The organism is Nocardia nepalensis (assembly GCF_048910785.1).
GTDB classification, from domain to species: Bacteria; Actinomycetota; Actinomycetes; order Mycobacteriales; family Mycobacteriaceae; genus Nocardia; species Nocardia nepalensis.
This window is the reverse complement of record NZ_JBKBET010000020.1, coordinates 340,052-356,647: the sequence shown is the minus strand read 5'-3', so window position 1 is coordinate 356,647 and position 16,596 is coordinate 340,052. Positions and strand designations below refer to the sequence as shown.

General features: G+C 67.3%; 7 protein-coding genes. 4 read left to right on the top strand and 3 right to left on the bottom strand.

What is annotated here, in order from left to right; all coding sequences use genetic code 11:
- Positions 1–10 precede the first annotated feature (10 nt).
- Positions 11–1,564: a succinic semialdehyde dehydrogenase gene (locus ACHQ4I_RS12815; protein WP_420771930.1), complete on the bottom strand. Its 1,554-nt coding sequence runs from the start codon at positions 1,562–1,564 to the stop codon at positions 11–13.
- A 188-nt stretch (positions 1,565–1,752) separates the two neighbouring features.
- Between ACHQ4I_RS12815 and ACHQ4I_RS12810 the strand changes: the two genes are divergently transcribed.
- Genes ACHQ4I_RS12810 through ACHQ4I_RS12795 form a run of 4 tightly spaced genes read left to right on the top strand, consistent with a single transcriptional unit; the run spans position 1,753 to position 13,936 of the window.
- On the top strand, positions 1,753–8,496 hold the full coding sequence (locus tag ACHQ4I_RS12810; RefSeq protein WP_420771929.1) for an SDR family NAD(P)-dependent oxidoreductase: 6,744 nt from the start codon (positions 1,753–1,755) through the stop codon (positions 8,494–8,496).
- Positions 8,497–8,523: 27 nt separating this feature from the next.
- A complete protein-coding gene (locus ACHQ4I_RS12805) occupies positions 8,524–11,634 on the top strand; it encodes a type I polyketide synthase (protein WP_420771928.1) in 3,111 nt (1,036 codons plus the stop codon).
- Positions 11,635–11,643: 9 nt separating this feature from the next.
- The gene (locus ACHQ4I_RS12800; protein ID WP_420771927.1) at positions 11,644–12,594 is read left to right on the top strand and encodes an AfsA-related hotdog domain-containing protein; all 951 of its coding nucleotides are present in this window, start codon (positions 11,644–11,646) and stop codon (positions 12,592–12,594) included.
- Between the two features lie 10 nt (positions 12,595–12,604).
- Positions 12,605–13,936 carry a protoporphyrinogen/coproporphyrinogen oxidase gene (locus tag ACHQ4I_RS12795; protein ID WP_420771926.1) on the top strand — a complete coding sequence of 444 codons (1,332 nt, stop codon included), beginning with the start codon at positions 12,605–12,607 and terminating at the stop codon, positions 13,934–13,936.
- Positions 13,937–14,010: 74 nt separating this feature from the next.
- Here ACHQ4I_RS12795 and ACHQ4I_RS12790 read toward each other — a convergent pair whose 3' ends face one another.
- Positions 14,011–14,793: an AfsR/SARP family transcriptional regulator gene (locus tag ACHQ4I_RS12790; RefSeq protein WP_420771925.1), complete on the bottom strand. Its 783-nt coding sequence runs from the start codon at positions 14,791–14,793 to the stop codon at positions 14,011–14,013.
- Positions 14,794–15,007: 214 nt separating this feature from the next.
- Complete coding sequence (locus ACHQ4I_RS12785; protein ID WP_420771924.1) at positions 15,008–16,591, bottom strand: long-chain-fatty-acid--CoA ligase; 1,584 nt, start codon at positions 16,589–16,591, stop codon at positions 15,008–15,010.
- Positions 16,592–16,596: the final 5 nt, after the last annotated feature.

Genomic DNA, 16,596 nt, shown 5'->3' with positions numbered 1-16,596 from the left:
ATGCTAATGGTCATCGGCCGGGAAGTTTGCTCACGAATTCCGCCATCGGCACCTGCATCCGCTGCCACCGCTCGGCGGACATGCGCGGTGGCGCGTCGAGGCCGACGACCAACGCGGCGGCGACGGTCTGCGGCTCGGTGTATTTGAGTAGTCCCTCGGGACCGTGTCTGCGGCCGAGCCCGGAAATGCCCATACCGCCCATCGGCGCGGTCGGGCTGGCCGCGGCCACCGCATACCCTTCGTCGACATTCACCGCACCCGAGCGCAACCGGACCGCGATGGCCTCGCCCTGGGCCGGGGTCGCAGCCCACACGCTGGCGCTGAGGCCGTATGCGGTGTCGTTGGCGAGTCGGACGGCCTCATCGACGTCGGCGACCGGATAGATCCCGACGAGCGGTCCGAAGGTTTCCTCACGGGCGCAATCCATCTCGGCGGTCACACCGGTCAACACCGTGGGTTCGAAGAACAGCGGACCGAGGTCTGGTCGCGCCTTTCCGCCGGCAACTACAGTCGCACCTTTGGATTTCGCATCGGCGAGGTGTTTGGCGACGGTGGCGAGCTGTTCAGCAGAGCTGAGACTGCCCATCGCGGTCGAGAAGTCATAACCAGCGCCGAGCGGCATAGCTTCGATCGCGGCCACGAACTTCGCCATGAACTCTTCGGCGATCGCTTGCTCGACGTAGATGCGTTCAATGGACAGACACAGCTGGCCCGCATTCGAGAAGCACGCGCGCAGTGCGGCTTTCGCCACCTTGTCGAGATCCGCGCCCGCGGTGACGATCATCGGATTCTTGCCGCCCAATTCGGCGGAGAATCCGATCAACCGGTCGGCGCACTGCCGGGCGAGGACCCGCCCGGTGGCCGAGGAGCCGGTGAACATGAGGTAATCGCAGTCCTCGACGATGGCGCGCCCGACCGTCGAGCCCGAACCGGGGACGACGGCGAGCAGTTCACGGGGCAGCCCCGCCTCGTAGAGCAATTCGGCATTGGCCAAGGCGGCGAACGGAGTTCGGGACGCGGGTTTCAGCACCACCGCATTGCCCGCCAGCAGCGCGGGAATGGAATCGCCGATGGCCAGGAACATCGGATAATTCCAGGGTGCGATGACACCGACAACGCCCTTCGGTTGCGCGTGCACGCGCACCCTGGTCAGGCCGGGCAGCGGCCCGGGAACGCGCTTAGGTTTCAATAACTCCGGTGCCATCCGCGCGTAATACCGTGTTCCGGCGATGATTCCGAGTATTTCTTCCTGTGCGGTCCAGCGGGCCTTTCCGGTTTCGGCCTGGATGATATCGAGCAATAGGTCGCGGCGTTCGAGTACCAGCGCGCGATAGCGCTTGATGACGGCGGCTCGGTCGCGCACCGGTCGAGCGGACCAATCCCGCTGTGCCACGGAAGCTTTGGTGAATGCGGCGTGCACGTCATCGGCATCGGCCAGCGGAATCGGTCCGAGCGGCTTCCCGGTGAACACCTCATCGATCGTCGTGGCCGGGCAGCCGTCGGGGTCTATGACCGAGGCGAGTCGACCCAAACGTTGGAAAACAGTGGATTCCGGAACCGGCATTGTCGTACTCCCGCCTCGCATGGAACGTCGAATATGAAAGCTACCGCCGAAATCGACGAATCGGGGCCTGCGGTGGCCCACCGATTACCGCACGGTGGACGGGCGCAGACCGGTGCCTATTTACGCTCGAAATATCGGCGGAAGTCGAATGCTTTCCGGTGCAGCGCAACCACATTCGAGGAGTCCAGATGTCACAGTCGAATGGCGACCGCAGCGCGGTGCTCGAACGCGATGAGCTCGGCCGCCGCTCACCCGAGGAGCAGCGGCGGCTGCTGCGCGAGCTGGTGGTCCAGCAGGTGACCGATGTGCTCGGCGCGGTCGCGCCCGAGGTCATCGACGTGTCGGCCTCGTTCCGGGATCTGGGCTTCGACTCCCGATCCGCGGTCGAACTGCGTGACCGTTTGCGCCGCGCCAGCGGTGTGGAGCTCACGGCGGCGGTGGCCTTCGACTATCCGACCATCGACCGGCTCGCCGAACTGCTGCGCACCAGACTGATCGGGGCCGATGCGCCCGAGGGCAACGGATTCGCGACCCATGCGACCGACCCGGAGGAACCGATCGCCATCGTCGGCATGGCCTGCCGCTATCCGGGCGGCATCGCCGCACCGGAGGATATGTGGCGCATGCTCACTGACGGTCGCGAGGTGACCTCGGAATTCCCGCCGGAACGCGGCTGGGACGATTGCTACGATCCCGAACCGGGCGCCGAGGGCAAGACCTATGTCCGCTCCGGCGGATTCCTCGACGGCGCGGCGGCATTCGACGCGGGCTTCTTCGGTATCTCGCCACGCGAGGCGCTGGCCACCGATCCACAGCAGCGCCTACTGCTGGAGGTCTCGTGGGAGGCATTGGAGCACGCGCGCATCGACCCGAGTTCCATGCACGGCAGCCGCACCGGCGTCTACGCCGGAATGTTCTACAACGACTACGCCGATGACACCGCGCCCGCCGACCTGGCCGGATATCTGATGACCGGCATGACGGGAAGTGTTGCCTCCGGCCGCATTTCGTATGCGCTCGGCCTGGAGGGTCCGGCGCTCACCATCGATACGGCCTGCTCGTCGTCGCTGGTGACGGTGCACCTGGCCGCCCAGGCGCTGCGCCGGGGCGAGTGCGATACCGCCTTGGCCGGTGGGGTCACGGTCATGGCGAAGGCCGCGCCGTTCATATCGTTCAGCATGCAGCGCGGGCTGGCACCGGACGGACGGTGCAAGTCCTACGGCGAGGGCGCCGACGGCACCGTGTGGTCCGAGGGCATCGGTGTGCTGGTGCTGGAGCGACTGTCGCGGGCTCGCGCGCAGGGCCGCCGGATTCTGGCGCTGGTGCGCGGTTCGGCGGTGAATCAGGACGGTGCCTCGAATGGGCTGGCCGCGCCGAATGGTCCGGCGCAGCAGCGGGTCATCCGGGACGCGCTGGCCGATGCCAGGATCACCGCCGCCGACGTGGATATGGTCGAGGGGCACGGCACCGGAACGGTTCTTGGTGATCCCATCGAGGTGCAGGCGCTGCTGTCCACCTATGGCCGAACGCGGCCGAGTCCGGATAGCCCGCTGTGGCTCGGCTCGATCAAATCGAATATGGGACACACTCAGGCCGCCGCCGGTGTCGCCGGAATCGTCAAGACCGTGCTGTCCATGCGGCACGAAATGCTGCCGCGCACCCTGAATTCCGAGCAGCCGACCGAACATGTGGATTGGACCGAGGGCAATGTCCGACTGCTGGCCGAACCGCGGCCGTGGCCGCGCCGGTCGACGCCGCGACGCGCCGGGATCTCCTCGTTCGGCATCAGCGGCACCAACGCCCATCTGATCATCGAGGAACCGCCAGCCGACGAGTCGAACAGCACGGCCCCACAACGGAACACGCCACCCGTGACACCCTGGGTGGTGTCCGGGCGCACCGACTCGGCGGTACCTGCGATGGCGCAGCGACTATCCGAATTTCTCCAGAGAAACCCTGACACCGATCCGACCGATATCGGCTACTCGCTGACCGCGACCCGCTCGGAATTCGAACACCGCGCCGTCCTGCTCGGCTCCGATCGTGATGACCTGCTGACCGCGCTGGAAGCACTGATCGCACAACAGGATTCGTCGCAGGTCGTCCGCGGCGTCGCCGGACGCGATGTCCGGACCGCGGTGCTGTTCCCCGGCCAGGGCGCGCAGCGCGCGGGCATGGGCACCCGGCTCTACCGAGCCTATCCATTGTTCGCCGAGATCTTCGACGAGGTGTGCGCGCAGGTCGACGCCGCCAACCCGGACTGGACCGCCGGACTGCGCAGCGTGATCTTCGCCGAGCCGGGCACCCAGGAGGCGGCCCTGCTGGACCGGACCGAATACACCCAGCCCGCCCTGTTCGCGATCGAGGTCGCCCTGTTCCGGCTGCTGCAATCCTGGGGCGTTAGCCCCGACTACCTGGTCGGCCACTCCATCGGCGAGATCGCCGCGGCCTTCGTCGCCGGGGTGTGGTCGCTCTCGGATGCCTGCGCGCTCGTGGCGGCGCGGGGACGTCTGATGCAGGCTCTGCCCGAGGGCGGAACCATGGTCTCGGTCACCGCCGACGAGGACGAGGTCGCCGAGCTCATCGGCGATCGCGCGGACCGGGTGGGCATCGCGGCGGTGAATGGGCCGCGTTCGCTGGTGCTTTCTGGTGACGACGATGCGGTAGCCGAGGTCGTCGCGATCCTGGCCGAGCGTGGATGCAAGACCAAGCGCCTGGTGGTCAGCCACGCATTCCATTCGCCGCGGATGGAGCCGATGCTCGCCGACTTCGAAAGGGTCTGCGCCGGACTGACTTACCACAGGGCGACCATCCCGATCATCTCCACGGTGACCGGCGAACCGGCCACCGATGACGAATTGCGTTCCCCGGATTATTGGGTCGGCCAGGTTCGCCGACCGGTGCGGTTCATGGCGGCCGCCGAGCGGCTGATCGCGGAACGAGTCGGCGTCGCGTGGGAGGCCGGACCGGGTGCGGCGCTGACCACGTTGGTGGTGCAGACCGCCGCCGCGGCCGAAAAGCCGGTACCGACGACCAAGCCGGTGCTGCGCTCGCCCGGTGCGGACGGTGAGATATCCGGACTGATTGCCGCACTGGCCGCCGGATATTGCGCCGGCGCGCATGTGAATTGGACGGAGCTGTTCGCCGGAAGCGGTGCGACGGCGGTCGACCTGCCGACCTATCCGTTCCAGTGGCAGCAGTACTGGCTGCAATCCGCGGGCGTCGGCGATGTGCGGCAGTCGGGGCTGGAGGATGCCGCGCATCCGCTGCTGGGTGCGGTGGTGCGGCTGCCGGAATCCGATGAGATCGTCTGCGCCGGACGGCTTTCGCTGCGCAGCCATCCCTGGTTGGCCGACCACGAAATCGCCGGCATCATCCTGCTGCCCGGCACCGCATTCGTCGAAATGGCGCTGCACGTGGGCGCTTTGGTGGATTGCGCCCGGCTGGCCGAGCTGGTCTTGCAGGCGCCGCTGCCGCTGCCCGATACCGGTGCGATCGAATTGCGCGTCGTCGCGGGCGCACCACAGGACACCGGCAGCCGGGCACTCACCGTGTACTCGCGGCCACAGTCCGAATCCGAGACCGGCGAGCGGATCGAGTGGACTTGCCATGCCGTCGGTGTCGTCGAACCCGCTCCGCGGGACGAATCCGCGACGGCAAGTGCGGATTTCGCGGCATGGCCGCCGCCCGGTGCCGAACCCGTCGAACTCGACGGCGGCTACGACGACCTGGCCGAGGCCGGATATCGCTACGGCCCGCTGTTCCGTGGACTGACCGCACTCTGGCGACGCGGCGAGGACTTGTTCGGTGAGGTGGATCTACCGGAGCAGGCGCGGTCCTCGGCGGAGCGGTTCGGCGTGCACCCCGCGCTGTTGGATGCCGCGCTGCACGCCATCGCCCTCGGTGGGGCCGCGGCGGGCGACGATGGCGAGGTGTCGGTGCCGTTCTCATGGGAGGGCGTCTCGCTGCACGCGGTCGGTGCGTCGTCACTGCGGATACGGCTGTCTGCGCCGGCGCCGGACCGGATCTCACTCATCCTGGCCGACGCGGGCGGCGGTCCGGTCGCCGAGGTGGCGGCGCTGGCACTGCGTGCGCTGCCGCGCGAGGCGCTGATGGTGAAGTCGACCGCGAACGCGGATCTGCTCGGCACGATCTGGATTACCGTGCCGCAGCCGGAGAATGTGACCGTTGATCAGCCTTGGGCGCGTTCGGGTGCGGGCCAGGAGACGGTAACCGTGGCCGGGCAGCGTGCGGTGGTACTTTCCGCTCCCACGTCCGAATCGGTGGGCGGCACACCGGAATCGGTGCGCGAATGGGTGACCGACCTGATGACCACGGTGCAGCGGTTGGTGACCGACGAGGACGCCGCCGAACGGATCCTGGTGGTGGTCAGCCGCAACGCGGTCGCGGTACACGGCGCGGAGAATGCGGATCTGGCGGGCGCGGCGGCCTGGGGCCTGCTGCGCAGCGCGCAGAACGAGAACCCCGGCCGAATGCTGCTGGTCGATGTCGACGACTGGGCGCACTACCGCGAAGCCGTCGTACAGGCCATCACCGTGGCCGACGAACCACAACTGGCGCTGCGGCGCGGCGGACTGCACGCGATCCGACTGAGCCGATCCGGTGCCGACACGGTCGAAGCGAGTATGCCCTCGGACGACGGTGACTGGCGGCTGCTCCCACTCGGCAAGGGCACGCTGACCGGCGATAACCTCACGTTCACACCGGATCCCGATGCCACCGCCCCGCTGGCTCCCGGCCAGGTCCGCGTCGCGGTGCGGGCGGCGGGCGTCAACTTCCGTGATGTGCTGATCGTGCTCGGCATGTACCCGGATCCGGACGCGCCGATCGGCGGTGAGGGCGCGGGCGTCGTGCTCGAAGTCGCCTCGGACGTCACCGATTTCGCGCCGGGTGATCGGGTATTCGGCTTCCTCCCGGTGGTCGGGTCCACCGCCGTGGTCGATCGGCGGCTGGTGGTGCCGATGCCGCGCGGCTGGTCCTTCGCTCAGGCGGCCGCTGCGCCGGTGGTCTTCGCGACCGCGTACTTCGGCCTGGTCGATCTGGCCGGACTACAGCCGGGGGAGACGCTGCTGCTGCATGCCGCGACCGGTGGCGTCGGCATGGCCGCGGTGCAGCTGGCCCGGCATTTCGGCGCGGAACTCTATGTCACCGCGAGCAAGCCGAAGTGGGATGTGCTGCGCGGCATGGGATTCGACGAGACGCATATCGGCGACACCCGCACCCTCGACTTCGAACAGCGATTCCTCGACGCCACCGAGGGACGCGGCGTCGATATCGTCCTGGACTCACTGGCCAACGAATTCGTCGACGCCTCCCTGCGCTTGCTGCCGCGCGGTGGCCGGTTCATCGAAATGGGCATGACCGACCGGCGTGAGCCGGACAAGGTGGCCGCCGAACATCCCGGCGTCTACTACCGGGCCTTCCATCTGATGGAGGCCGGCCCCGACCGGCTCCGCGAGATCATGACCGAACTCGTCGGACTCTTCGATTCCGGTGTACTGCAACCAATTCAGGTCACCTCATGGGATGTCCGGGAGGCGCCGGAGGTATTCCGGTTCATGAGCCAGGCCCGGCATATCGGCAAGAATGTGCTGACTGTGCCGCCACGGTGGAACCCGGAGGGCACGGTCCTGGTGACCGGCGGCACCGGCGGACTCGGTGCGGTGCTCGCCCGGCATCTCGTCGGCGAGCGCGGCGTGCGCCGGCTGCTGCTGGCCAGTCGTCGGGGTCCGACCGCCGAGGGCGCGACCGAACTGGTGGCCGAATTGACCGCGCACGGTGCCGATGTCGATATCGTCGCCGCCGATGTGGCCGATCCGGCCGCGATATCGGCACTGCTGGACACGATCCCGGCGCAGCATCCGCTGACGGCGGTGGTGCACACCGCCGGTGTGATCGATGACGGCATGTTCGACTCCATGACCGCAGAGCAGGTGCGGACCGTCTTCGGCCCCAAAGTCGATGCCGCGCACCATCTGCACGAGGCCACCAAGGACCTCGACCTGGCGGCCTTCGTGCTGTACTCCTCCATCGCGGGCGTGCTCGGCGGACCGGGACAGGCCAATTACGCGGCGGCGAATGCCTATTTGGACGCACTGGCCCGCCGCCGCCATCTCGCCGGACTACCCGCTACCGCGCTGGCCTGGGGCGCTTGGCGCAGTGCCAGCGGCATGACGGCCCAACTGGGCGACCAGGATTGGGCGCGCATGCGCCGAGAGGGCATGCTGCCCATCGACGATGACCACGGCATGGCGCTCGTCGACGCCGCACTCGCGGGCGGGCGGGCCGCCACAGTCGCCGCGCGCTTGGACATGTCGGTGCTCTCGGCGATGGATCCGGCCGATATGCCCGCCATGCTGCGCGGTCTCGCCCGTTCCTCGCGGCGGACCGCCGCGGCCAGGTCGAGTGAATCGGCCAAATTCGCCGCCGGTCTGCTCGGACTCGACCCGGCCGAACAGGAGCGGGTGATCGTGGACGCGATTCGCGCGCAGGCGGCCGCCGTGCTCGGCCACCAGTCGCCGGATGCGATCGACGTCGAACGCCCATTCCAGGAACTGGGCTTCGATTCGCTGGGGGTGATGGAGTTCCGCAACCGGGTCAAATCCGCGGTCGGCATCAACCTGGGCACGACGGTGGTCTTCGACCATCCGACCCCTGCGGCACTGGCCGGATACATCCGGCAGGAGATCGCACCGGTCGACGACGCACCCGCCCGGATCAGGTCCGAGGTGGAGGCACTTGCGAACAGTTGCGCCGCGGCGTCGCTGGATCCCGACGATCGGCGCGATATCGCCACCCGGCTGCGCGCGGTGCTGCGCGAACTCGACGGCGGTCCGGAAAGCGCGAGCATCGGCGATCTCGCGGCGGCCGAGGACAGCGAATTGTTCGAATTCATCGACCAATTGGACTGATCGGACGCCGAAGGGAGGTGGCACACCATGGCCGATGACGAGCAGTTGCGCGAATATCTGCGGCGCGCCGTCCGTGAGCTGCACGAGACCAGGCAGCAGTTGCGCGAGGTGCGGGCCGAGCGAGCAGAGCCGATCGCGATCATCGGGATGGCCTGCCGGTTTCCGGGCCGCGTCCGTTCGCCGGAGGAGTTGTGGGACTTGGTCGCCGAGCAGCGATCAGTGGTATCGGAGTTCCCGGTCGATCGGGGCTGGCGACCGGCCGCGGCGCACGACGAAGCGGGCATGACCACCGTCGGCCTCGGCGGATTCCTCGATGACATAGCGGATTTCGATGCCGGATTCTTCGGGGTGTCCGAACGTGAGGCCGGGGCAATGGATCCGCAGCAGCGGTTGCTGTTAGAGGTGGCGTGGGAGGCGATCGAGCGGGCGCGCATCGACCCGACCACGCTGCGCGGCACCGATACCGGGGTGTTCGCCGCGGTCAGCGATCAGATCTACTCGGATTGGTCGCCGGACTGGGATGGGTTCGAGACGTACTACGTGCTCGGCACCCAGGCCAGCCTCGCCACCGGGCGGATCAACTATCTGCTCGGGCTGGAGGGGCCCGCCGTCACGGTCGACACGGCCTGCTCGGGTGCGCTGGTCGCGCTGCATCAGGCCGTCGAATCGCTGCGTGGCGGTGGGTGTTCGCTGGCGTTGACCGGCGGCATCACGGTGATGTCGATGCCGTCGCCGTTCATCGCGTTCTCGCGGCAGCGCGCGCTCGCCCCCGACGGCCGGTGCAAACCCTATGCGCAGGCCGCCGATGGCACCGCCTGGGCCGAGGGCGTCGGCATGTTCGTGGTGGAGCGGCTGTCCGACGCCCGGCGCAACGCACATCCGGTGCTCGCCGTGATCCGCGGCGGCGCGATCAATTCCGATGGCGCGTCCAATGGGCTGACCGCACCCAATGGCCAAGCGCAGCAACGTGTTATCCGGCAGGCGCTGGCGAATTCCGAGTTGTCCGCCGCCGAGGTGGATGTGGTCGAGGGCCATGGCACCGGGACGCCACTCGGCGACCCGATCGAAGCGCAGGCCTTGCTCGCCGCCTACGGTCGGCACCGAGATCCTGGGCATCCGGTGTGGCTGGGATCGATCAAATCCAATATCGGGCACACGCAATCCGCCGCGGGCACAGCGGCATTGATGAAGATGGTGCTGGCGATGCGCCACGGGGTGGTGCCCGCCACGCTGCATGTGGATCGACCGTCCGAGCACATCGACTGGTCGGTCGGCGGGGTTCGGCTGGCCAGCGAGGCGCGACCGTGGCCGGAGACCGGACGGCCACGGCGGGCGGGGGTGTCGGCATTCGGATTCAGCGGCACCAATGCGCACGTCATCGTCGAGTACGACCCGACCGAAACATATGCCGAGCCGGACATCGAGGACGAACCGCGGGCCCTGCAGCGGTATCCGGCGTACCCCTGCGTGCTCTCGGGCCGGACGGCACAAGCGTTGCGGGATCAGGCCGCGCGCCTGAGTTCCATCCCGCCGGCGGATATCGCGGATGTGGGTTTCTCACTGGCGACGACCCGGACGGTCTTCGATCACCGGGCCGTGCTGCTGGCCGGAGATCCGGACGAACTGCGGGAAGCGGCGGCCGCGGTGGCGCGTGGCGCGGTCGACCGAGCCGTGGTCACTGGTGCTGCCGCGTCCGGTCGGAAGCTGGGCCTGCTGCTACCGGGTCAGGGCAGCCAGCGCACGGGTATGGGGCAGCAACTGTACGAGGCGTTTCCGGCCTTTCGCGCGGCCTTCGAAGATCTGTGCACCGCCTTCGACACCCATCTCGATCGGCCATTGCGCACGGTGATGTTCGATCCGGATGCGGCGGATGCGCTGGACCGCACCGAGTTCACCCAGCCCGCACTGTTCACCGTCGAGGTCGCGACCTACCGATTGCTCGAATCCTGGGGACTGACAGCGGATTTCCTGCTCGGCCACTCGATCGGTGAACTCGCCGCGGCACATATCGGCGGCGTGTTCACCCTCGCCGACGCCGCGGCAGTGGTGTCGGCGAGGGGACGATTGATGCAGCGGCTCGGACCCGGTGCGATGCTCGCGGTGCGTGCAACGTTCGACGAGGTCGCGCAATCGCTTGCCGGATACGACGATCGGGTATCCATCGCTGCCAGCAATGGGCCCAACGCGACCGTTATCTCCGGTGACGAAGCCGTGATCGGCGTGTTGGCGAAGCAGTGGCGTGCCAGGGGTAGACGGATCCGGCGACTGCGGGTCGAACGTGCCTTCCACTCCCCACATCTGGACGGACTGCTCGACGAGTTCGCCGCGATCGTGGCCGCCGCCGAATTGAAGCCGTCCTCGATCACGTTGCTGTCCAACGTCACCGGCGTACCGGTCACCGCCGCGCAGGTGTGTACACCGGAATACTGGGTCCGCCAGGCCCGCGGCACCGTGCTGTTCCACGACTGCATGCGATATCTGCTCGATGCCGGAGTCGATACGTTCATCGAGATCGGGCCCGGTGACGTGCTGTCCGGCATGACCTACGAGTGTGCGGGCGATCGATCGTGCGTCTCATTGCCGACTCTGCGTGGGGAATCCGAGCAGCACGGCCTGATGCAAGCCGCGGCCGGAGCGTGGGTCCGCGGTGTCGGGGTGGACTGGGCGGCGGCTTTCGCCGACTCCGGTGCCCGCACCGTCGATCTGCCCACCTACGCGTTCCAGCACCGCCGGTATTGGCGAGCCACACAACACTATTGGTGCGACAGCAGCGAGCACATCGCGCCGCCGCACTACGACGAGCACGCACCAACGGCACAGTCGACGGAGGACCCGGACACCGAATTCCGTGCTCGCGTACGGGCGCTACCCGAGCCGGAGCGATCCGACTTCGTCCTCGCGACGGTATGCACCCAGATCGCCGCGATCCTGGTCGACCGCGACAACGGCGAGATCGACACGGACACCGGTGTTCTGGCGACCGGGCTGACCTCCCTGTCGGTACTCGAGCTGCGCAACCGCATGAATGCGCTTGCGGGCGCGAGCATTCCGGTCGAGGTCTTTCTGGACAACCCGACCCCACGGGCGCTCGCCGGACTGGTCCTGGCCGAACTCGACACGGCCCGCGTAGGGATCTGAGGAGATAGCATGCCGAATGAACTGCGCACCCCGCCGACCGCAGGGCTGAGTTTCGAGCAGACCGTGCCGTGCTCACTGGCCCACCGACGCTGTCTCGGCGAAGTTTTCGTCGCCGACACCGCGGCCGCGGGCCCGGGGGAGTACCTGGCCGCGATCCAGATACCACGCGCGCACTCGCTGTGGTCGGACCGTGTGAGCGACTTCCACGACCCGCTGGCGGCGGTGGAGGCGATCCGCCAGGCCATGACCGTGCTCGGACACCGCTACCTCGGGCTACCGCTCGGCACCGCACTCAGCCTGCAACGGATGACCGCCGAGATCGAGGATCACAGCGCGCTGGGCGATACCGGAACCGATCCGCTGGAGGGCATCGTGCGGATCCGTACCGACCTCGGATCCGGCACCAGCTATCTCGCCGAGCACTCCTTCGACGCCACGTTGACCATCGGCACCGCCGCGGCGCTGACGGTGCGTGGCGGCGGCATCGCATTCCCACCGGAGACCTACGCCGAATTCCGGACACACCAACGGCGTAATCGCCCCGAGGAAGGTGTGCATGCCGAATCACCTGACCCCGTGCCACCGAATCGGGTGGGTCGGCGCGATCCCCGCAATGTCGTTGTCGGCGGCGATCTCGAACTGCTCGTGGACCGAACACACCCGTCCTTCTTCGACCACCCCTACGACCACGTCCCTGGGCCGCTGATGTTGGAGGGCTTCCGGCAGGCCGCCCTGGTGGCCGCGGGCGAACCGTACGCACTCGGCGGGCTCGAGGCCACCTTCACCGGCTTCGCCGAGCTGGCAGGCCCGCTCACCTTCACCTACCGGGTCGACGCCGATCCCGACTTCGGTGCCGACGTCGACTTGGTGCTGTCCCAATTCGGCATTCCGATCGCCGAATGCCGAATCGAACTCATTCCCAACCCGTCCGAAGCGCACCTGTCCGACGCGCAGAACTGAGGAGACCGCGATGGAAAACCCGAGACGAGCCGACCGGCGGCTCGCAGTCGTCGGTGCCGGTATCGCAGGCATGACGGCCGCACTGCATCTGCACAAGGCCGGTTACGAGGTCGAACTGATCGAGCGGATGGATGTGCTCGGCGGGCGTTTCGGTGTCGATCAACTCGGCAACCGTCCGGTCATGACCGGCGGTAAGAACCTGGGCCGCAAGTACAGTGCGCTGCGGGAATTCCTTGCCGAATTCGGCGAACCCGAATACGAGGAGTTCGGCATCAACACCTCCCGTGTACTCGACGGCAAGATCCTCACCCTCGACAGCAAACAGAGCGCCTGGGACAAGATCAGCCGCCTGCGCCGCCTCGGCCCGCTGCGCGATCTGCTGAAGCTGGCGTATCTGGGCTTCCTGGTGCAGCGCAAGGAAGAGAACCGCTTCCTGGGCTCGTCGGCATTCACCAGGATCGCCGCCCGCAGCGACGACCGCCCGCTCAGCGCGCACTTCAGCCCACGCATCGTTCGAAATATGTTCCGTCCCATGAACGTCCGCATGAACGGCGCCGAACCCGACGAGGTCTACCTCGGCACCTTCGGCACCAACCTCAACATGATCATGGACACCTACGACCAACTGACCCACGGCATTTCGCCGATCATCCACCAGTTGTCGAAGCTGGTACAGGTGCGCACGAGCACCAAGGTCGAGCAGGTCCTCACCAGTAACGGCCGGGTGATCGGCCTCGGCATCTCCGAGCGCGGCGGCCCGGTCACCGACCACTTCTACGACGGAGTCGTCCTCGCCTCACCCGCATACGCCACCGCCGAGATCGTGAAATCCGAACTGCCCGCACTGAGCGATCTACTGCGCGAGGTCAAATACTTTCCGGCCGCGGTAGTGCTCGTGGAATATGACCGCCCGGTCTTCGGCTCCGACGTCCGCGCCATCGTCCTCGATGACGGACCGTGCAGCAATGCCGGTGTCTACGGCATCAACGACCTACACATCGTCCGCTACACCTTCAGCGGCCGCCACGCGCGCCCCACCCCCAGCGACGATGTGCTCGACAAGTGGATCGACGACGCCGAGCGCCAGCTCACCGGACTGCTCGGGGTGGACCATGTGAACCGCGTAAACATGGTCAAGCGGATCTGGGACGCGGCCTATTGCGCCTACCTCCCATTCCACGGAAAGTTCCTGTCCCAGGTTCACTCCGAGGTCGCCGCAACCCCCGGCCTCGAACTGGCGGGCGACTACCTTCGTGGCGCCCCACTCGAGGCATCCTGCCGCTCCGGCATCGAGGCCGCCGACAAGCTGCTGAAACAGCTGAAATCGGCCGTGCCGGTGTGAACTGGTTTCTTGCGGGGATAGGCCCCGAACCAGCTCAGCTGGAGGGGATTACGGGCCTATCCCAGAACCTGGATTCATGCCGGAGCGCGGTACACCCTGGGCTGCAGCGAGGAATCCTGGGTCAGGATCAGGTGGTGCAGTCGCTGCAGTTCGTGCCCCGGCTCGATACCCAACGTGTCGACAAGCGCGGTGCGCGAGCGGTGGTAGACGTTCAGTGCGTCGGCTTGGCGACCGCTGCGGTAGAGCGCGAGCATGTACTGCCGATGGAAGCTCTCGCGCAATGGCGCTGTGGTGGTGAGCAATTCGAGTTCCGGCGTGATCTCGCGGTGCCGCCCGCATGCCAGTTCGGCGTCGAAACAGTCCTCGTAGGCGTTGAGCCGTTCATCCTCGATGGCGGTCACTTCGCTCCAGAGGATGCCGTTTTCCACCAGATCGGCCAGTGCGTTGCCGGACCACATGCCGATCGCCTCGCGCAGGTGCAGGCGGCCGCGGGCGGGTGCGCCCGCATCGAGTTCGGCGCGGCCGAGCCGGGTCAGTTGGCGGAAGCGGTAGAGGTCGACCGCTTCCGGGTCGACGCGGAGCCGGTAGCCGGGGACCTGGGTGAGTAGCGTCGTGGCGGATTGGCCGTCCGCGTGCGCGAAGATCTTGCGGATCGCGGAGACCGCGTTCTGCACGATCTTGCGCGCCGTCGGCGGTGGATCCCCGTGCCACAGCGCATCTCGGATGCGGCTGGTCGGGACGACCTGATTATCGTGTAGGAGCAGGTATCCGAGCACCGCCCGGCGGGTCACCCCGCCGAGATCGATCTCGGCACCGTCGGCGCTGATATCCAGCGCACCGAGGACTCGGAATTGCATTGCGCCGCCTCCCGATCGAGCCACTGTAGCGGTATCAACCAGGTGTATCAGGCGCACCGATGGGCGAGGTACCCCTACCCGCGGCCCCCTTACCGCCCAGATAGCTTGCCGCCCCTACCCGCTCCGGCCGCTCGCCGAGCGTAGTCATATGGCGGTCGAATAGGGCGTGGGCAGCCACCTTTTGACTACGTTCTACCGAACCCAGGACGGGTTATTAGTTGACGGCGCGTTCGCGGCCCTGCCAGAACTGGTCGCGCAACTCGCGGCGCAGGATCTTGCCGCTGGCGTTGCGGGGCAGGAAGTCGATGAAGGCGAAGTGCTGTGGCCGTTTGAAGCTGGCCAGCTTGTCGCGCAGGAACAGCGTGAGCTCGTGCGGGGTCACGGTCTGCCCGGGAACGAGCGCGACGAACGCGTGCACCGTCTCACCCCACCGGTCGTCGGGGGCTCCTACGACCGCGGCCTCGCGCACCGCCGGATGCGAGACGATGACGTTCTCCACCTCGGCCGGATACACGTTCTCACCAGCGACGATGATCATATCCTTGATCCGGTCGCTGATATAGAGATAACCGTCCTCATCCAGATATCCGGCATCGCCGGTGTGGATCCATCCGTCGACCAGTGTGGCCGCGGTGGCTTCCAGTCGGTGCCAGTACTCCACCATCGGCGCGGGTCCGTGCACCACCACCTCGCCGACTTCGCCCGGCGGCAACCGATTTCCGTCCCGATCCAGCACCTCGATCCGCGCGCCCCGATATGGGAATCCCGCCGAGCGCAGTCGTGGATTGCCCACCCAGTGGTCCTCGGGCGGGAGAAACGTGATGGGCGTCGCGGTTTCGGTCATCCCGTAGAACTGCAGGAACTGGCAGCCGAATTGCGTCATGCACTGCGCGAGCATGTCCTCCGGTATCGGGGACCCGCCGTAGGCGACCAACCGCAGCTTGCCGAAATCGGACGCGCTCACCCCGGGCTCGACGAGGATGAGCGCCAACATGATCGGTACCGCGTAGACGGCGGTGACGCCGCACGTCCGGATCGCCTCCAGCGACAGTCCCGGCGTGTACTCGGGCAGGACCACCGTGACGATGCCGTCGATCAGCCCCTGCACCACCCACGCCAGACCCGCGATATGGAATCCGGGGATCACCACCAGCGCCACGTCGTCATCGGGCACCTCCAGCCATTCCAGCTCCGATTCGTGGCGCACATCGCGCACCGCGAAAAGGCTCTGCTGGGCGATGACCACACCCTTCGACTTGCCGGTCGTGCCGCTGGTGTACATCTGCAGCAGCGGGTCGAACCGCGAAACCTGGCTCACCGGAGGCGAATCCGGCTGGTCGGCGTGCCATTTGGCGAATTCGGCCCCGGCGACGCCGTCTCGATCTATCCGCCGCAGCGCGACCTCGGCGGACACCTCCGACAACGCGCTCTGCGCGGCGGCCTCACGGCCAGCGTCGACGAACAGCAGCTTGCAGCCGGAATCCGCGAGCACATGCGCGATTTCGGCGACGGTGAGCCGCCAATTGATGGGCACCAGCACGATTCCGGTATGCGCGGCAGCGATCACCAGCTCGTAGAACCGCTCGCTGTCATGTCCGAGATAGCCGATCCGATCGCCCGCGGCCAAGCCCTCGGCCAGTAGCGCATTGGCCACCTGGCAGGAATTCCGATGCAGGGCAGCGTAAGTCGTCTCCTGCTCGCCACAGATCAGTGCCACGGCATCCGGCCTGTGCAGCGCATGTTCGCCGATCACCGTCGGGAGTCCGATCGTGCTCGATTCCATAGTGGACTGCGACATCATGA